Origin of the sequence: Novosphingobium jiangmenense (assembly GCF_015694345.1) — a bacterium.
GTDB classification, from domain to species: domain Bacteria; phylum Pseudomonadota; class Alphaproteobacteria; order Sphingomonadales; family Sphingomonadaceae; genus Novosphingobium; species Novosphingobium jiangmenense.
In genome coordinates this window covers 1-16,520 of record NZ_JADQDC010000014.1, presented here as the reverse complement: position 1 = coordinate 16,520, position 16,520 = coordinate 1, and the positions used below count along the sequence as shown (strand labels likewise).

General features: G+C 64.4%; 19 protein-coding genes and 1 tRNA gene. 11 read left to right on the top strand and 9 right to left on the bottom strand.

What is annotated here, in order from left to right:
• Positions 1-6: 6 nt before the first annotated feature.
• Complete coding sequence (gene rimO / locus I2488_RS16720) at positions 7-1,413, bottom strand: 30S ribosomal protein S12 methylthiotransferase RimO (RefSeq protein ID WP_196276949.1); 1,407 nt, start codon at positions 1,411-1,413, stop codon at positions 7-9.
• 86 nt (positions 1,414-1,499) lie between these two features.
• Here rimO and I2488_RS16715 point away from each other — a divergent pair, with 86 nt between their 5' ends.
• Entirely contained in the window at positions 1,500-1,928 is a 429-nt protein-coding gene (locus I2488_RS16715) for a DUF1761 domain-containing protein (RefSeq protein WP_246465732.1), read from the top strand.
• On the opposite strand, the gene I2488_RS16710 is transcribed toward I2488_RS16715, so the two are convergent.
• The 6 genes from I2488_RS16710 to I2488_RS16685 form a co-directional block, all read right to left on the bottom strand.
• Positions 1,912-2,955: a potassium channel family protein gene (locus I2488_RS16710; RefSeq protein ID WP_196276948.1), complete on the bottom strand. Its 1,044-nt coding sequence runs from the start codon at positions 2,953-2,955 to the stop codon at positions 1,912-1,914. The two genes, I2488_RS16715 and I2488_RS16710, sit on opposite strands and share 17 nt — an antisense overlap.
• A 5-nt stretch (positions 2,956-2,960) precedes the next feature.
• On the bottom strand, positions 2,961-3,716 hold the full coding sequence (locus I2488_RS16705; RefSeq protein ID WP_196276947.1) for a peptidoglycan DD-metalloendopeptidase family protein: 756 nt from the start codon (positions 3,714-3,716) through the stop codon (positions 2,961-2,963).
• A complete protein-coding gene (gene serS, locus I2488_RS19650; protein WP_196276946.1) occupies positions 3,713-5,140 on the bottom strand; it encodes a serine--tRNA ligase in 1,428 nt (475 codons plus the stop codon). Before serS ends, I2488_RS16705 begins: the two co-directional genes overlap by 4 nt.
• A gap of 53 nt (positions 5,141-5,193) precedes the next feature.
• Positions 5,194-5,385, bottom strand: coding sequence for a YgaP family membrane protein (locus I2488_RS16695; protein ID WP_196276945.1), 192 nt, complete (start codon positions 5,383-5,385; stop codon positions 5,194-5,196).
• Positions 5,386-5,461: 76 nt separating this feature from the next.
• Positions 5,462-5,713, bottom strand: a complete 252-nt coding sequence (locus tag I2488_RS16690) for a hypothetical protein (protein WP_196276944.1) — start codon at positions 5,711-5,713, stop codon at positions 5,462-5,464.
• Between the two features lie 96 nt (positions 5,714-5,809).
• Positions 5,810-5,884: transfer RNA gene (locus I2488_RS16685), tRNA-Val, on the bottom strand.
• Between the two features lie 99 nt (positions 5,885-5,983).
• Between I2488_RS16685 and I2488_RS16680 the strand changes: the two genes are divergently transcribed.
• Positions 5,984-6,283 carry a DUF3297 family protein gene (locus tag I2488_RS16680; RefSeq protein ID WP_196276943.1) on the top strand — a complete coding sequence of 100 codons (300 nt, stop codon included), beginning with the start codon at positions 5,984-5,986 and terminating at the stop codon, positions 6,281-6,283.
• Between the two features lie 17 nt (positions 6,284-6,300).
• Here I2488_RS16680 and I2488_RS16675 read toward each other — a convergent pair whose 3' ends face one another.
• Positions 6,301-7,197, bottom strand: a complete 897-nt coding sequence (locus I2488_RS16675) for a LysR family transcriptional regulator (RefSeq protein WP_196276942.1) — start codon at positions 7,195-7,197, stop codon at positions 6,301-6,303.
• Between the two features lie 105 nt (positions 7,198-7,302).
• Between I2488_RS16675 and I2488_RS16670 the strand changes: the two genes are divergently transcribed.
• From I2488_RS16670 to mmsB, 7 genes are all read left to right on the top strand, one after another.
• A complete protein-coding gene (locus I2488_RS16670) occupies positions 7,303-8,799 on the top strand; it encodes a CoA-acylating methylmalonate-semialdehyde dehydrogenase (RefSeq protein ID WP_084280332.1) in 1,497 nt (498 codons plus the stop codon).
• Between the two features lie 71 nt (positions 8,800-8,870).
• Positions 8,871-9,362 (top strand): hypothetical protein, encoded by a 492-nt coding sequence (locus I2488_RS16665; RefSeq protein ID WP_196276941.1) that lies wholly within the window; start codon positions 8,871-8,873, stop codon positions 9,360-9,362.
• A gap of 11 nt (positions 9,363-9,373) precedes the next feature.
• A complete protein-coding gene (locus I2488_RS16660) occupies positions 9,374-9,673 on the top strand; it encodes an I78 family peptidase inhibitor (RefSeq protein WP_196276940.1) in 300 nt (99 codons plus the stop codon).
• Between the two features lie 87 nt (positions 9,674-9,760).
• Complete coding sequence (locus I2488_RS16655) at positions 9,761-10,903, top strand: acyl-CoA dehydrogenase family protein (RefSeq protein WP_196276939.1); 1,143 nt, start codon at positions 9,761-9,763, stop codon at positions 10,901-10,903.
• Positions 10,900-11,970: a 3-hydroxyisobutyryl-CoA hydrolase gene (locus tag I2488_RS16650; protein WP_196276938.1), complete on the top strand. Its 1,071-nt coding sequence runs from the start codon at positions 10,900-10,902 to the stop codon at positions 11,968-11,970. The genes I2488_RS16655 and I2488_RS16650 overlap by 4 nt, the downstream gene beginning before the upstream one ends.
• Positions 11,967-12,749, top strand: coding sequence for an enoyl-CoA hydratase-related protein (locus I2488_RS16645; RefSeq protein ID WP_196276937.1), 783 nt, complete (start codon positions 11,967-11,969; stop codon positions 12,747-12,749). The genes I2488_RS16650 and I2488_RS16645 overlap by 4 nt, the downstream gene beginning before the upstream one ends.
• A 3-nt stretch (positions 12,750-12,752) precedes the next feature.
• The gene (mmsB, locus tag I2488_RS16640; RefSeq protein WP_196276936.1) at positions 12,753-13,622 is read left to right on the top strand and encodes a 3-hydroxyisobutyrate dehydrogenase; all 870 of its coding nucleotides are present in this window, start codon (positions 12,753-12,755) and stop codon (positions 13,620-13,622) included.
• A 3-nt stretch (positions 13,623-13,625) separates the two neighbouring features.
• On the opposite strand, the gene I2488_RS16635 is transcribed toward mmsB, so the two are convergent.
• A complete protein-coding gene (locus tag I2488_RS16635) occupies positions 13,626-14,429 on the bottom strand; it encodes a CHAP domain-containing protein (protein WP_343071101.1) in 804 nt (267 codons plus the stop codon).
• Positions 14,430-14,554: 125 nt separating this feature from the next.
• Between I2488_RS16635 and der the strand changes: the two genes are divergently transcribed.
• Complete coding sequence (gene der, locus I2488_RS16630) at positions 14,555-15,937, top strand: ribosome biogenesis GTPase Der (protein WP_196276935.1); 1,383 nt, start codon at positions 14,555-14,557, stop codon at positions 15,935-15,937.
• Positions 15,938-15,943: 6 nt separating this feature from the next.
• A complete protein-coding gene (locus I2488_RS16625; protein ID WP_196276934.1) occupies positions 15,944-16,372 on the top strand; it encodes a DUF983 domain-containing protein in 429 nt (142 codons plus the stop codon).
• Positions 16,373-16,520: the final 148 nt, after the last annotated feature.

Sequence of the window (16,520 nt, the reverse complement as noted above, 5' to 3'; positions counted from 1 at the left end):
CCGGGATCAGCCTTCGATCACGCCATAAAGATCGTGTGCATCGGCGTCTTCGATCAGGACTTCTGCAAAGTCCCCGGCTTTCAGGCTGCTCGGCACATTGCGCAGATAGACCGCACCGTCGATTTCGGGCGCGTCGGCCTGTGAGCGTGCCGTTGCGCCAATGTCGCCATCCTCGTCCGGTTCGCCAACTTCGTCGACGATGACCTTGATTGTGCGTCCAATCTTGGCCACCAGCTTGGCCGAGCTAATCCGCTCGGTCGTTTCCATCAGCCGCGCATAGCGCTCTTCCTTGACGGCTTCGGGTACCGGGTTCGGCAGATCGTTCGCCGCAGCGCCCGCCACCGGTTCGAAGCGGAAGCCGCCGACACGGTCGAGCTGTGCTTCTTCCAGCCATTCCAGCAGGTATTCGAAGTCCGCCTCGGTCTCTCCAGGGAAGCCGACGACGAAGCTCGAGCGGATGGCGATGTCCGGGCAGATCTCGCGCCAGGCCTTGATGCGGTCGAGGACCTTGGCCTCGTTCGCAGGCCGCTTCATCGCGCGCAGCACATTGGGGCTGGCATGCTGGAACGGGATGTCGAGATAGGGCGTCACCAGCCCCTCGGCCATCAGCGGGATCACTGCATCGACGTGGGGGTAAGGGTAGACGTAGTGCAGCCGCACCCAAGGCGTATCGCCCTCCGGCGTCCGCAGCTGGCCAAGCTCGCGCGCCAGATCGGTCATGTGGGTGCGTACCGGACGGCCCTTCCACATCCGCTCCTCATGGCGCACGTCGACGCCATAGGCCGAAGTGTCCTGGCTGATGACCAGCAGTTCCTTTGTGCCCGCCGCTACCAGCTTCTCCGCCTCGCGCAGCACCGCATCGATGCGGCGGCTGGCGAGCTTGCCGCGCAGGGAGGGGATGATGCAGAAGGCGCAGGCGTGATTGCAGCCCTCCGAGATCTTCAGGTAGCTGTAATGGCGCGGGGTCAGCTTGATGTCGCCCGGCTCTGCCTGCGGGATCAGGTCGATGTAGGGACCCATGCTCGGAGGTGCCGCTTCATGCACCGCTTCCACCACTGCCTCATACTGGTGGGCACCGGTCACGGCGAGAACCTGCGGGAACTTTGCCCGGATTACGTCCGCCTCGTTGCCCATGCAGCCAGTGACGATCACGCGCCCGTTCTCGGCAATCGCCTCGCCGATCGCGGAAAGGCTTTCTTCCTTGGCGGAATCAAGGAAGCCGCAGGTATTGACCAGCACCACGTCGGCGCCCGCATAGTCCGCGCTCATCGCATAGCCATCGGCGCGCAGGCGGGTGAGGATCCGTTCGGAATCGACCAGCGCCTTTGGGCAGCCGAGGCTGACCATGCCGACCTTGGGGGCTTCGGGAATTTCGAGAGGGGGAATCTGGCTTGCCATCGTGGCGCGGCCCATAGTCCAAAAAGCACGCCACGTCACCATTGGGCCGCGAGGCGTTGCCTTCCGTGTCCGGCAGGCGTAGCACTTGCCGCAGCGGGGGCTTGGCAAAGAAGGAAAAGATGGGCCCGGTCAACTGGATAGCGGTCATTGTTGCAACGCTGTTTGCGCTTGGCGTCTCAACCCTCTGGTACGGGCCACTGTTCGGTCGCGCCCGGCTGGAAGAGGTCGGCCCCGGCAAGCTGGGCATCCGCCGCTCGCCCGCGCGCACGGCTGCGATCACTGCCGCGCTGCTGCTGATAACGTCCACGATGATGGGCCATATGTTCGCCCGCGTCGGCAGTGCCACGCTGGACGTGAAGTGGTGGCTCTATTTCATGATGTCGGGCGGCCTTGCCATTGCTTTCGTGATCCCCTCGTTGTGGATCAGCTACAGCCACCAGCGCATCAGCACGCGTCTTGCGCTGATCGATGGTGGCTTCTGGCTTGCCGCCTACCTCTCGATGGGGCTCGCGTTCAAGCTCTTGGGGTAGGGGCGATCTCGACGATCTCGTCGCCTTCTTCCAGCCGGTTGGCAGCCTCTTCCCAGAAGCCGATCACTATTCCGCGGCGATAGATTCGCAAGCCCCGTCCACCACTCGCCAGCACCGACAGCGAGCCACCGACTTCCTCGGGCCGAACCTTGCGTTCGACGAGTTGCACGCGTCCTTCAACCGAGGCGAGGTCGGTCAGGTATTCGGCGACATGTTTGCCATGCGCCGATCCGGCCATGAGCAGCCCGGTGAACCGCACCGGGTTGATCACCGTGCTCGCCCCGGCCTGCTGGGCGAGATCCTCGTTGTCCGCCGCGCGTACCACCGTGCTGATCGGCACGCCCGGAGCGAGATGGCGCGCCGTCAGGGTGATGAGGATCGAGGTATCGTCGCGCCCGGCGGAGACAAGGATGGCGCAGGCCTTGTCGATGCGCACGTCCACCAGCGTCGCATCACGCGTGGCATCGCCGGCCATGACATTGCAGCCAAGATCGGCCGCCGCCGCCAGGGCGCTTTCCGAAGGGTCGATCACCACGATGCAGCCCGGATCGGTGCCGCGCGCGATCAGTTCGGCCACGGCTTCTGCACCCGAGACGCCGAACCCCAGAACGACGATGTGATCGGTCAGGTTCTTCTGGATCTGCGCCATGCGAAATCGCTCCCAGGTCCGCTTGATGATGAAGTTGTAGGCGGTGCCGACGAAGATGAAGATCACCGCCACCCGGATCGGCGTCACGATCACCGCCTCGATCAGCCGCGAACGGTCGCTTACCGGAGCGATGTCGCCAAAGCCGGTCGTGGTGATCGAGATCATCGTGAAATAGACGACGTCCAGAAAGCTGATCGTCCCGTCGTGGCTGTCCTTCAGCCCGGCGCGGTCGATCCAGTGCACCGCCACGACGATAGCCACCAGCGCGAATGCTGCGCCCAGCCGAAGGCCGAGGTCCGCCCAGACCGACACCTTCAGCGTTCGCCGCAACACGTTCACCGGCTTGCGCCCGCCGCGACGGAGAAGGTGGAGGTCCATCAGCGCTACAATCGCGGTGGCAGATAAAGTTCCGGATCGCGCGGCACGTTGTTGCGGCGCAGCTCGAAATGCACAGTCGGCCGTTTGGCCTCGCCGCTCTGGCCGACCAGCGCGATGCGCTCGCCCTTGATCACGGACTGACCTTCCTTGACCGTCATTGTCCCGAGATAGGCGTAGGCGGTGACGAACCCGCCGCCGTGATCGATCAGGATCAGTTGGCCGAAACGCTCTGGCTCCTTGCCAGCATAGAGCACGGTGCCCGCAGCCGCTGCCCGCACTTTCTGGCCGGGATGGGCGATCAGGTCGATCCCGTTCGAGGGAATGCCTGAAACCTTGTCACGGAAATGGCTGACCACTGCGCCTTCGGTCGGCCAGCCAATCTTCGGGGCATCGGATTCGCGCGGGGCCAGCGGGGCACGGGGTGGTGGGGCAGGACGCGGCGTCGGAGCGGGGCGGGGCACCGCCTTCGGGGTCTCGACCGGTGCAGCAGGGACTGGCGCGGCTGGCTTGACCGCCGGCTTGGGCGCACCCGGCAGTTCGGGCCGCTTCAGCACTTGTCCGATGCGGATCACGTAGGGGCTGGGGATTCCGTTGGCTTCACCCAGCGCCGCCATGTCCACACCCCAGCGGCGCGCGATTGCCGAAAAGGTATCGCCCGCTTGCACGGTGTAGGTCCACGCCACGATCGGCGCGCGCGCCTCTTGCGCAGCCGCAGGAGCCGCTGCCAGCAGCGCGAGCCCTGCCGCCAGCGCGCGGATCACGCCAGTGGCACGAGGCGGGTCAGGCCGCCCATGTAGGGGCGCAGCACTTCAGGCACGTCCACCGATCCATCCTCCCGCTGGTAGTTCTCCAAGACTGCCACCAGCGTACGGCCGACGGCAAGGCCCGAACCATTAAGAGTGTGAACGAACTCGGTGCCTTTCGCACCTTCCGGGCGATAACGCGCATTCATCCGCCGCGCCTGGAAATCACCGCAGTTCGAACACGAAGAAATCTCGCGATAGGCACCTTGGCCAGGCAACCAGACCTCGAGGTCATAAGTTTTCCGTGCGGTAAAGCCCATGTCGCCGGTGCACAGCAGCACCTTGCGGTAGGGCAGCCCCAGCGCCTGCAGCACGCCCTCGGCGCAGGCGGTCATGCGCTCGTGCTCGGCCTCGGAATCCTCGGGCTTGGTAATCGAAACCAGCTCCACCTTCTCGAACTGGTGCTGGCGGATGAACCCCCGCGTATCGCGCCCCGCCGCACCGGCCTCCGAGCGGAAGCACGGCGTCAGGGCCGTCATGCGCAGGGGAAGCTGGGCCTCGCCCAGAATCTGGCCCTGCACCGCGTTGGTCAGGCTGACCTCCGCGGTCGGGATCAGCCAGCGCCGAGCTTCTGGACTCTTAGCTTGGCGAGCCTTTAGTCGGTCAATGAGCTGTTTGACGGTAGAAATTTGCTTTTGTGTTGCCGTTTCAACAATTACGGCGTCCTCGCCTAGCTCTTTCAAAACATCCTTAAAGAACTCGTTGAAGCTAATGTAGGTTTGAAAAAGATCCTCTGAGAATTTGGGGAGCTGACCCGTGCCGTACACTGCTTCGTCTTTGACGAGCAATGGAGGGATGCACTCAACGTAACCATTTTTTTCGGTCTGGCGGTCAAGCATGAACTGGGCCAACGCCCTGTGTAGGCGCGCCATACCACCTTTGAGGAACGTGAACCGCGAACCAGAAATCAGCGCGCCGGTCTCGAAATCAAGTCCCAACGCAGGGCCGAGATCAGCGTGCTCCGCTGGCGTGAACTCGTATGATCGCGGTGTCCCCCAACGCAAAAGTTCCACATTTTGGCTCTCATCCATTCCATCAGGAACTTCTGGAGCAGGCGTATTAGGAACGCCTTCGAGAAGCGTGCTAACATCGGCGCTCTCAGCTTGGAGCTTCTCAATCTGAGACAACGATTGGGCAATTTTGATTGATTGATCTTTGAATTCTAGCGCGTCGGGCGTGTTGCCTTCACCACGCGCCGCGAGTTGCCCATAGATTCCAGAAAGCCGCTTCCGCTCCGCTCGAAGCACATCGGCCTTTGTCTGTAACTCACGACGGACTCTGTCGTGTTCAACTATGAGGTGAGAAATCGGCTCTACCCCGCGGCGGGCGAGGGCGGCGTCGAAAGCGGCGGGGTTTTCGCGGATCAGGCGGATATCGTGCATGGCGCAGCGCTATGCCGCCTCGCGTCTCCCGGCGCAACCCGCCCTCAGCGCTCTTACATGCGGGGGCAGGTATTCATGCCCAGCAGCGAATAGAGCGGGCAGGTTCGCATCAGGCCGGTCAGCAGCGGCACCACGCCGATCCATCCGAAGGGTGTCTGCGGCCCGAAGAATACGAGCGCGATCAGCACAAGGCCAAGCACGATGCGAGCCGCGCGGTCGATCCCGCCAACATTGGTCTTGAACATGGGTCTGGTCCTCCTTGCGAACCAGCCCATGATGCCTCGTTATATTAGAAGTTCCTTGATTTCGCGCAAACCGCACTCACTCCTCTCGCTCACCCTCGCTGGGCTCCTCGCTCGAATGGGAAAGGCGCGATGCATCCTGCGTCCTGTCCTTGCGCACCCCTTCGCTGGGCTCCTGCGAGGAAATCGCCTGCATCCGCCGCTGCTCTTCAGGATACTGCTCGGGCGTGACGTTCGAATTGATCTTCGTGGTCGCGTGGACTTCGCTGTTGAGGCTGGCGTTGTCGCTCTTTGGCTCGAGCGGCGGGGTGCGTTCGTCCTTGTTTTGCATGGAAATTCTCCGTCAGCGGGAGAAAGACCAATCCTTCGGGACACGCCGTGGTTCCGCCAGATACAGAAAAGCCCGCGATCGCTCGCGGGCCGTTTCTGGTGGGCGCGACAGGGATTGAACCTGTGACCCCACCCGTGTGAAGGGTGTGCTCTACCGCTGAGCTACGCGCCCGTCAGAGAAGGTCGGGGTTCCGACCGCTTGACAGGGGCGGGCCTCTACGATGCTCCGCGTCGATTGACAAGTGGGGCAATCAAGATATTTGCGCGGTCCATGAGCGACGAAACCATTCAGCCCGAAACCGCAGGTCCAGACGTGCCGCCGGACCGTCTCGCGATCAATCCGCGCAGCCCCTATTTCAATGCGGACAAGCTGCGCCGCGGCGTCGGCATCCGCTTCAAGGGCGTGGTGCGCAACAATGTCGAGGAATACTCGATCTCCGAAGGCTGGGTCCGCGTGCAGGCCGGCAAGAGCATGGATCGCAAGGGTAATCCGCTGACGATCAAGCTCAACGGCCCGGTCGAAGCCTGGTACGAAGACCTCGGCGAAGGCGCGCCTGTCGCCAAGGCCTGAGGCTATCGCGGGCGCTGCTACCTCGGCAGCAGCCGCCCGCGTTCCCGCGCCACCAGCGCCGTCAGCCAGTCCTTGAAGGCCCGGACGCGCGCCAGATTGTGCGTGTCCTTGTGCGTTACCAGCCAGAATGAGCGGGTTATGCGCCGTTCGGGCAGGACCGGGACCAGCCATTTGTCCGAATCGCCGATGAAGCAGGGGAGGACGCCGATGCCGGCGCCGGCGGCGATCATGCGGTGTTGCGCGATGATCGAGGATGAGCGCAGGTTGGCAGTCAGATCCGGTTCGATTTCAGCCAGATAGCGCAGTTCCGGGGCGTAGAGCAGGTCGGGGATGTAGCCGACAAGGCGATGCCCCTGCGCAAGTTCTGAAGGCCTTTCCGGCAAACCCTTCTGCGAAAGATAGCCTCGCGTGGCGTAGAGCCGCAGGGTGTAGTCCGACAGCTTTCCGGCGATCACCGGCCCTGCGCGAGGGCGTGAAAGCGTCACTGCAAGGTCGGCTTCACGCTTGGAAGGACTGAGAAATCCTGACGAAGCAACGAGATCGACCATCAGGCGGGGGTTGGCCTCGACGAAGCTGCGCAGGGCCGGGGCAACAATCCAACTCCCGAGGCCTTCGGACAGACTCACCCGCAAGTTACCGGCAACTCCCCCCACACTCAGGGCATTCTCGGCGATGCGGCTGGCGGCCTGATCCATCGCCTCGACCTCGGCCAGCATCGCCTCGCCAGCCTCGGTGAGGACCTGTCCCTCGCGCGTCTGTTCGAACAGCGTAGCGCCGACGCGAGTCTCCAGCCTGCGCAATCGCCGCCCGATGGTGGTGGCGTCGACCCCCATGTTCGCGGCCGCCCGCGCCAGTTGTCCGGCGCGGGCCACGGCGAGGAAGGCCTGAAAATCGTTCCAGTCGCTAGACTGCATAAAGTCACCTGCAAATTTGCAGGTAGACCTCGCATATTCGCTTGTTGCCTGCAATCGCGGGCAGGCGCATCACGTGCCCCAAGTTCTGGTGCAAGAGGAAATTCCATGCGTCTCGTAGACCACTTCATCGTCGGCGGCCCCGGCGGCGCGCCCGCCCGCAAGAGCCCGATCTTCGATCCCAACAATGGCGGCGTGCAGGCCGAAGTCGCGCTCGGCACCGCCGAGACGCTCGAGCGCGCCGTGCAGGCCGCGCTCAAGGCGCAGCCCGCCTGGGCCGCGACCAACCCGCAGCGCCGCGCCCGCGTCATGTTCCGCTTCAAGGAACTGGTCGAAGCCAACATGGACAGCCTCGCCCACATGCTCTCGTCCGAGCATGGCAAGGTCATCGCTGACTCCAAGGGCGACATCCAGCGTGGCCTCGAAGTGGTCGAGTTCGCCTGCGGCATCCCGCATGTACTGAAGGGCGAATACACCCAAGGCGCAGGCCCCGGCATCGACGTCTATTCGATGCGCCAGCCGATCGGCATCGGCGCGGGCATCACGCCGTTCAACTTCCCCGGCATGATCCCGCTGTGGATGTCGGCCATCGCCATCGCCACCGGCAACGCCTTCATCATCAAGCCTTCCGAGCGTGACCCCTCGGTGCCAGTGCGCCTGGCCGAACTGTTCATCGAGGCAGGCCTGCCCGAGGGCATCTGCCAGGTCGTCCATGGCGACAAGGAAATGGTCGACGCGATTCTCGATCACCCGGCCATCGGCGCGGTCAGCTTCGTTGGCTCGTCGGACATTGCCCACTACGTCTACAACCGTGGCGTTGCCGCCGGTAAGCGCGTGCAGGCCATGGGCGGTGCCAAGAACCACGGCATCGTCATGCCCGACGCTGACTTGGATCAGGTCGTCAACGACCTGTGCGGCGCGGCCTTCGGTTCAGCAGGCGAGCGCTGCATGGCGCTCCCCGTCGTTGTGCCGGTGGGCGAGGACACGGCAAACAAGCTGCGCGCCAAGCTGATCCCGGCGATCGAGGCCCTGCGCGTCGGCGTCTCGACCGATCCCGAAGCCCACTACGGTCCGGTCGTGACCCAAGCGCACAAGGAGAAGGTCGAAGGCTGGATCGGCAAGTGCATCGAGGAGGGCGGCGAACTCGTCGTCGACGGCCGCGGCTTCACGCTGCAGGGGCATGAGGAAGGCTTCTTCGTCGGCCCGACGCTGATCGACCACGTCACCCCCGATATGGACAGCTACCACAACGAGATCTTCGGCCCGGTGCTGCAGATCGTTCGCGCCAAGGACTTCGAGGAAGCGCTCGCGCTGCCTTCGAAGCACCAGTACGGCAACGGCGTTGCCATCTTCACCCGCAACGGCCACGCCGCGCGCGAATTTGCCGCGCGTGTCAACGTCGGCATGGTCGGCATCAACGTGCCGATCCCGGTGCCGGTGGCCTATCACACCTTCGGCGGCTGGAAGCGGTCTGCCTTCGGCGACACCAACCAGCACGGCATGGAAGGCGTGAAGTTCTGGACCAAGGTCAAGACCATCACGCAGCGCTGGCCGGACGGCTCGCCCGACGGCGGCAATGCCTTCGTCATTCCGACGATGGGTTGACCTGAGGCCTCATGGAAAGGATCGCTCCGGTGTGCGTTGGTTATGCCATCAACCACACCGGAGCATTCACGATGAAGCATCTCGTCCTCCCCCTTCTTGTCCTCCCGCTGGCGCTGAGCGCCTGTTCGGACCCGTCGCCCGAGCCCAGTGCTTCGGCGACGCCAAGCCTTGCGCCGATGGTCACCGAGAGCGAGGCGATGGCCTCTCCGGTCGCGCCCGGTGCGAGCGAAGCGGTTTCGGTCACTACAGCCGTGTTCCCCGAAGCGATGCGGGGGAAATGGGCAATGAGCCCGGCTGACTGTGATCCGACGACCGGGGCCGACAAGGGCGCCGTGACCATCGGCGAGAAGTCGGCCAAGTTCTACGAATCCGTCGCTGACCTCACCAACGCCAAGATCGCCACCCCCACCGAAGTCCGCGCCGTCTTCGATTACGAGGGCGAGGGCATGAAGTGGCAGCGCGAGGCCAGCTACAAGCTCGAGGACGGCGGCAAGACGCTGGTGCTGACCGAGTTTGCCGAAGACGCGCCAGAAGGTCCGCGTCGCCACAGCCGGTGCAAGTGATGGCGCCGGGGATGAGATTGCAACTCCTGGCCCTGCCCGTGCTGATCGGTCTTTCGGCCTGCACGCAAGGTACGCCGCCGCTGGAGGACCTGCCCGCCATGCCGCAAGGAATCTGCAACGCCGAGGCCGCGCAGTCGCTGGTCGGGACCAAGGCAACTGCCGAGGTCGGTGCGCAACTCCTCAAGCTGACCGGCGCGCGCACCTTGCGCTGGGTACCGCCGCGCTCGGCGGTGACGATGGACTATCGCGCCGACCGGCTGACGGTGTCCTACGACGATGACTACACGATTGTCCGCATTTCCTGCGGATAGGTCTGGACAGCATGGGTGGCGGACCATATCCGCCGCCCATGCTTCAGTTTAAGGGCACGGTTAACTCCGTGTGACGGGAAAAGAGAGATGACTGACCAGTTCGCGCTGACCGAAGACCAGATCGCCATCCAGGACATGGCGCGCCGCTTCACTGCCGATGCGATCACCCCGTTCGCCGCGCAGTGGGACGAGGAACACACGTTCCCGCGCGAGACGATCAAGGCTGCCGCCGAACTGGGCTTCGCCGCGATCTACGTCAGCGAGGAATCGGGCGGCATCGGCCTCGGTCGGCTTGAGGCGGCGCTGATCATGGAAGCCATGGCCTATGGCTGCCCGGCCACCAGCGCCTTCATCTCGATCCACAACATGGCGGCCTGGATGATCGACTGCTTTGGTGGTGACGAGATCAAGGGCCGTTATCTGCCCGACCTCGTCACCATGGACAAGATGGCGAGCTACTGTCTGACCGAGCCCGGGTCTGGTTCTGACGCCGCCGCGCTCAAGACCACCGCGCGTCTCGACGGCGATCATTACGTGGTCAACGGCACCAAGCAGTTCATCTCGGGCGGCGGGGTGAACGATGTCTACGTGACCATGGTCCGCACCGGCGACGATGGCGCGCGTGGCATTTCCTGCCTCGTGATCGACAAGGACATGGAGGGCGTGAGCTTTGGCGCGCCGGAGAAGAAGCTTGGCTGGAACGCCTCGCCCACCGCACAGGTCATCTTCGACAACGTCCGCGTGCCCGTCGCCAACCGCGTTGGCGCCGAGGGCGATGGCTTCAAGTTCGCCATGGCGGGGCTCGATGGCGGCCGCCTCAACATCGGTGCCTGCTCGCTGGGCGGTGCGCAGCGCTGCCTCGATGAGGCGATCGGCTACGTCAAGGATCGCAAGCAGTTCGGCAAGGCCATTGCCGAATTCCAGAACACCCAGTTCGTGCTGGCCGACATGGCAACTGACCTCGAATGCGCCCGCGCGCTGCTCTATATGGCCGCGGCCAAGGTCACCTCGGGAGCGCCGGACAAGACCCGCTTTTCGGCAATGGCCAAGAAGCTGGCGACCGACAACGGTTCCTCGATCGTCGACCGTGCTCTGCAGATGTTCGGCGGCTACGGCTACTTGCGCGATTATCCGATCGAGCGCTTCTGGCGCGACCTGCGCGTCCACCGCATCCTCGAAGGGACCAATGAAGTCATGCGCATGATCGTGGGAAGGGACCTGCTGAAGTGACCGATGAAGTTCTTGGCCGGCGTGAAGGCGCGGCCGGCATCCTTTCGCTCAACCGCCCGCGCGCGATCCATGCGCTGACGCTCGACATGGTCCACGCCATGACGAACTCGCTGATCGAGTGGCGGGGTGACGAAGGCGTTGCTGTCGTCATGATCGATCACCAGCTTCCCGCTGACGGCGATCCCAAGCTGTCGCGCGGGTTCTGCGCGGGCGGTGACATCGCCTTCCTGCGCAATTCGGCGCTGAACGATGGCGGTGCATCGGGCCGCAAGTTCTTCCACGACGAGTACCAGCTCAACCACTTGCTGATGACCTATGGCAAGCCGGTGGTCGCGTTCATGGATGGTATTACAATGGGCGGTGGCGTCGGCATCGCCGGGCCCGCAACCTACCGCGTCGCCACCGAGAACACCAAGCTGGCCATGCCCGAAACCGGCATCGGCCTGTTCCCGGACGTGGGCGGCGGCTGGTTCCTGTCGCGTCTCAAGGGGCGGCTTGGGCAGTATCTGGCGCTGACCGGCGCGCGGCTCGATGGGGCGGAATGCCTCTGGGCCGGGCTTGCCACGCATTACCTGCCCTCGGCCAATCTTGCCGAGGCCAAGGCGCGCATCGCGGCAGACCCGGCCAATATCCCTACGATCCTGCGCGAGCTTTCGGCGGTGCCGCCTGAGCCGAAGATTGCGGCCCATGCGGCAGACATCGCCCGCCTGTTCGCCTCGGACCGTTACGAGGACATTCTTGCCGCGCTCGAAGCCGATGGCTCGGACTTTGCCGCCGAAACGCTCAAGACGCTGCACACCAAGAGCCCGCAGACCTGCAAGGTCGCCTTGCGCCAGCTCGCCACCAGCCTGACGTTGCCGGACTTTGCCGCCAACATGGCGATGGAATACCGCATCGGTGCCCGCGTTCTGGTCCTGCCGGACTTTGCCGAAGGTGTGCGCGCCGTCATCGTCGACAAGGACCACGCTCCGAAGTGGTCGCCCGCTGCGGCTGAGGGCGTCACCGACGACTTGCTCGACCAGATTTTCGCGCCGCTGGGCGCTGCTGACGAATGGAAACCGCTATGACTTACGAAACCATCCTCGTCGAACAGAAGGGTGCCGTCACCCTCATTACGCTGAACCGCCCGCAGGCGCTGAACGCGCTCAATTCGCAGGTCCTGGCCGAACTGATCGAAGCCTTTGCCGCCTACGAGGCTGACGCCTCTCAGCGTTGCGCCGTGCTGACTGGCTCGGGCGAGAAGGCTTTCGCCGCCGGCGCCGACATCAAGGAAATGGCCGACAAGCCTGCCGCCGACTTCTACAACGAGGACTTCTTCTCGAAGTGGACCAGCCACCTCGTCAAGACCACGCGCAAGCCTTGGATCGCGGCGGTCAACGGCTTCGCGCTGGGCGGCGGTTGCGAGCTCGCGATGATGGCCGATTTCATCATCGCTTCGGACAACGCCAAGTTCGGCCAGCCCGAGATCAAGCTCGGCGTCGCCCCCGGCATGGGCGGTTCGCAGCGCCTGACCCGCGCGGTGGGCAAGGCCAAGGCGATGGACATGTGCCTCACCGGCCGCATGATGGACGCAGCCGAGGCTGAGCGTTCGGGCCTCGTCACCCGGGTCGTGCCGCTGGCAGACCTGCTCGCCGATGCGCTCAAGACCGCCGAGACCATCGCCGCGATGCCGCCGATGGCCGCTGTCGCCAACAAGGAAATGGTGAACGCTGCGTTCGAGACCACTCTCGACCAGGGCCTCCTGTTCGAACGCCGCGTCTTCCAGATCCTCACCGCCAGCGAGGACAAGGCCGAAGGCATGAAAGCCTTCATCGAAAAGCGCCCCGGCGTGTGGAAGGGGCGTTAATCCATGAAGATCGCATTCATCGGCCTCGGCAACATGGGCGGCGGCATGGCCGCGAACCTCGTCAAGGCGGGGCATGACGTTCACGCCTTCGACCTTGCCGAAGCGGCGCTCGAACGCGCGAAGGAAAACGGCTGCACCACCTACACCTCGGTCAAGGAAGCGGTGCAGGGCGCGGATGCGGTCGTCTCGATGCTGCCCAACGGCGCCATCGTGAAGTCGGTCTACAGCGCCGACGTGATCGGACAGGCCCCGACGACGGCGCTGCTACTCGATTGCTCGACCATTGACGTCGCCACCGCGCGCGAAGTTGCCTCGGCGGCGGATGCTGCGGGCTATGTCATGGTCGACGCGCCGGTCTCGGGCGGCATTGCCGCGGCCAATGGCGGCACTCTCACCTTCATGGTCGGCGGCAGCGACGAGGCTTTCGCCCGCGCCGAACCGATCCTTGCCGCCATGGGCAAGGCGGTGATCCATGCCGGGGCCAGCGGGGCAGGGCAGGCGGCCAAGATCTGCAACAACATGCTTCTGGGCGCCTCGATGGTCGCCACCTGCGAGACCTTCGCCATGGCCGAGAAACTCGGGCTCGACCTGCAGACCTTCTATGACATCTCGTCCAAGGCCTCGGGCCAATGCTGGTCGATGACCTCGTATTGTCCGGTCCCCGGCGTCGGTCCGCAGACTCCTGCCGACAACGGCTATCAGGGCGGCTTCGCCACTGCGCTGATGCTCAAGGATCTGAAGCTGGCGATGGCTGCCGCCAAGGATGCGGGAGCTGATGTGCCGATGGGCCAGCGCGCCGAGGAACTTTATTCGGCGTTCGCGGACGCCGGCAACGCGGGCCTCGATTTCTCGGCCATCATCAAGTCGCTGTAAGGTTCAGCGCGTCTTCGCGGCGATGATCCGGCCAATCGGGTCATCGCCGAGCGAAGGCTTGCGCGAAGACGGGGCACTGGTCACCGGCTTTGCCGACGCGGTCTTGGGGGCATCGTAGCGATAGGAAAGCTCACGCCGCACTGGCGACGGCTTCACGGTGACTTCCGGCTTGATCCCCTTGAGGAAGTCCGCGCCGATTGCCGAACGCGGTGCTTCGGTGGCCTTGGGCTTGCTTGCCGAGGCCAGTACGGTCAGCCGTTCCTTCTTGCCCGGCTTCTCGGGATAGATGAACCCGTTGACGGGCCAGGCGGTCGTTCCGAGGTTGCCGATCGGCGCGTACCATACGCGGACTTCGGACCAGTCGTTCGCTTCCGACACATCGACCGCGCGAACGTTGTCCTCGATCTGGCCGCGCCGTCCGTCGATGGGAGACCAGTTGGCATGGCGCAGCAGGACCGTGCGCGAATCGATCACCCGGCTGACTGCGGCAACATGGCCCAGTTCCATGCGTCCATGCGGGGCGAAGCTCATCACTGCGCCCGGCTTGGGGCGATGGCCACGCGCATAGCGACCCTCGGCCTGGTCCCACCAGGTTAACGCGTCGCCATAGATCTGGATGCCGCTGACCGAGCGCGCATAGGGTACGCATTGCAGATAGGGGAGGGGGGTGTCATCCTCGGCAGCGCTGCCCGACGAGTTGGAAAAACCCCTGTCCGCGCGCATTTCCGGCATGTCCACGGCCTCGGCCATGGCCGTGCCGCACGGCAGCGCAACGGCAATCGCGACAATGATCCGAAACCCTCTCATCGTGCCTACGATTAGAAATTTCAGGTAAATTTCATATGGGGGCATTTGGTTAACGGCAGACTAAACAAAAGCTGTACCTGCGCGCCGCCCTTGCCTTTCGCCGCACAAACAGCCACGGGAGGCCCATGCGCCCTCAGGTCATCATTATCGGACGCCCGAACGTCGGCAAATCGACGCTGTTCAACCGCCTTGTTGGCAAGAAGCTGGCGCTGGTGGACGATCAGCCCGGCGTGACGCGTGACCGTCGCTTCGGCGATGCGACGCTGCTCGGGCTGGATTTCACCATCGTCGACACCGCGGGCTGGGAAGATCTCGATCCCGACACGCTGCCCGGCCGCATGCGCCAGCAGACCGAAGCCTCGCTGGTCGGCGCAGACGTCGCGCTGTTCGTGATCGACGCGCGCGCGGGCGTCACCCCGCTCGACGAGGAAATCGCCCGCTACTTGCGCCAGAGCCGCGTGCCCATCGTGCTGATGGCCAACAAGGCAGAGGGCCGCCAGGGTGATCCCGGCATCTACGACGCCTTCGCGCTGGGCTTTGGCGAACCGGTCGCCTTTTCCGCCGAGCACGGCCAGGGCCTTGCCGACCTGTTCGAAGCGCTGCGCCCGCACCTCGAACCCAAGCAGGTCGAAGAGGAAGAAGCCGCCGAAGCCGAAGGCGACGAGGAAGAGTTCGATCCCGAATCCGTCCTCAAGCTGGCCATCGTCGGCCGCCCCAATGCGGGCAAGTCCACGCTGATCAACAAGCTGCTCGGCGAAAACCGCCTGCTTACCGGGCCCGAGGCAGGCATTACCCGCGATTCGATCGCCATTGATTGGCAGTGGTTTGATCCCGAGCGCGAGGGCTATCGCCCGGTCCGCCTGATCGACACGGCGGGCATGCGCAAGAAGGCCAACGTCACCGAAAAGCTCGAGAAGATGTCTGTCGCCGATGCGCGCCACGCCATCGACTTCGCCGAGGTCGTCGTGCTCACGCTCGATGCCACGCGCGGGCTGGAGCATCAGGACCTCAAGATCGCCTCGATGGTGCTCGAAGAGGGCCGCGCGCTGATGATCGCGATCAACAAGTGGGACGTCGCCGAAGACCCGTCAGGCCTGTTCCAGGGTATCCGCAAGGCGCTGGACGAAGGCCTCGCGCAAGTGCGCGGCGTGCCGCTGCTCGCCATCTCGGGCCGCACGGGCAAGGGCCTCGACGAACTGCTCAAGGCCGCGTTCGAAATCCGCGCCGCCTGGTCGAAGCGCGTCGCCACCGCCGCGCTCAACCGCTGGTTCGACGACGCGCTCGCCGCCAATCCGCCGCCCGCGCCCGGCGGTCGCCGCATCAAGCTGCGCTACATCACCCAGGCCAAGACCCGCCCGCCCGGCTTCGTCCTGTTCGGCACCCGGCTCGACCAGTTGCCCGAAAGCTACCGCCGTTATCTGGTCAACGGCATCCGCCGCGAACTCGGCTTCGACGCCGTGCCGATCCGCCTGACCCTGCGCAGCCCCAAGAACCCCTTCGCGAAGTAGGTGCACATGCCCAACGCCGCACTCCCGCTCGACCGCACCTCGCTCCCGCAAGGGCTGGGCGGGGCGCTTTGGCGCGGCATTCGGGGCAAGTGCCCGCGCTGCGGGGGCACGCATCTGTTCACGCGCTTCCTCAAGCCGGTCGAGCGCTGCCGCCTGTGCGGCCAGAACTGGACACTCCACGCCGCAGACGACTTCCCGCCCTACATCTCGATCCTGCTGACCGGGCACATCATGGCCCCGGTGATCATCGAACTCGGCCTTCACACCGGCCTTCCCGGCTGGGCGATGATGGTGATCGTCGCGGTGATGGCGCTGGTGCTGCTCGTCGGCCTGGTCCAGCCCGCCAAGGGCGGCGTGATCGCGCTGCAGTGGTGGCTTGGAATGCATGGCTTTGCGGGGCATGCGGGGAAGGTTGAGGCTGGAGTATCACCCTGATCCTCCCTGTTTTCGCTGAAAGTGCAAATGGGGAGCAACCGTCTTGTTATGCGGTCCATGGTTGGTTGTTTTTGACCATGGCGTTGAGAGCGCAGATGAGTTTGCGCATGATGGCGATGAGGATGACCTTTGGCGGTTTTCCGGCGTC

Coding starts and splice junctions, on each gene's coding strand:
- I2488_RS16680 (WP_196276943.1), top strand. CDS start 5,984: ATGAGCGACGAAACCATTCAGCCCGAAACCGCAGGTCCAGACGTGCCG.
- mmsB (WP_196276936.1), top strand. CDS start 12,753: ATGAAGATCGCATTCATCGGCCTCGGCAACATGGGCGGCGGCATGGCC.
- I2488_RS16660 (WP_196276940.1), top strand. CDS start 9,374: ATGAGATTGCAACTCCTGGCCCTGCCCGTGCTGATCGGTCTTTCGGCC.
- I2488_RS16665 (WP_196276941.1), top strand. CDS start 8,871: ATGAAGCATCTCGTCCTCCCCCTTCTTGTCCTCCCGCTGGCGCTGAGC.
- I2488_RS16625 (WP_196276934.1), top strand. CDS start 15,944: ATGCCCAACGCCGCACTCCCGCTCGACCGCACCTCGCTCCCGCAAGGG.
- I2488_RS16635 (WP_343071101.1), bottom strand. CDS start 14,429: ATGAGAGGGTTTCGGATCATTGTCGCGATTGCCGTTGCGCTGCCGTGC.
- I2488_RS16675 (WP_196276942.1), bottom strand. CDS start 7,197: ATGCAGTCTAGCGACTGGAACGATTTTCAGGCCTTCCTCGCCGTGGCC.
- der (WP_196276935.1), top strand. CDS start 14,555: ATGCGCCCTCAGGTCATCATTATCGGACGCCCGAACGTCGGCAAATCG.
- I2488_RS16670 (WP_084280332.1), top strand. CDS start 7,303: ATGCGTCTCGTAGACCACTTCATCGTCGGCGGCCCCGGCGGCGCGCCC.
- serS (WP_196276946.1), bottom strand. CDS start 5,140: ATGCACGATATCCGCCTGATCCGCGAAAACCCCGCCGCTTTCGACGCC.
- I2488_RS16645 (WP_196276937.1), top strand. CDS start 11,967: ATGACTTACGAAACCATCCTCGTCGAACAGAAGGGTGCCGTCACCCTC.
- I2488_RS16655 (WP_196276939.1), top strand. CDS start 9,761: ATGACTGACCAGTTCGCGCTGACCGAAGACCAGATCGCCATCCAGGAC.
- I2488_RS16695 (WP_196276945.1), bottom strand. CDS start 5,385: ATGTTCAAGACCAATGTTGGCGGGATCGACCGCGCGGCTCGCATCGTG.
- I2488_RS16710 (WP_196276948.1), bottom strand. CDS start 2,955: ATGGACCTCCACCTTCTCCGTCGCGGCGGGCGCAAGCCGGTGAACGTG.
- I2488_RS16690 (WP_196276944.1), bottom strand. CDS start 5,713: ATGCAAAACAAGGACGAACGCACCCCGCCGCTCGAGCCAAAGAGCGAC.
- rimO (WP_196276949.1), bottom strand. CDS start 1,413: ATGGGCCGCGCCACGATGGCAAGCCAGATTCCCCCTCTCGAAATTCCC.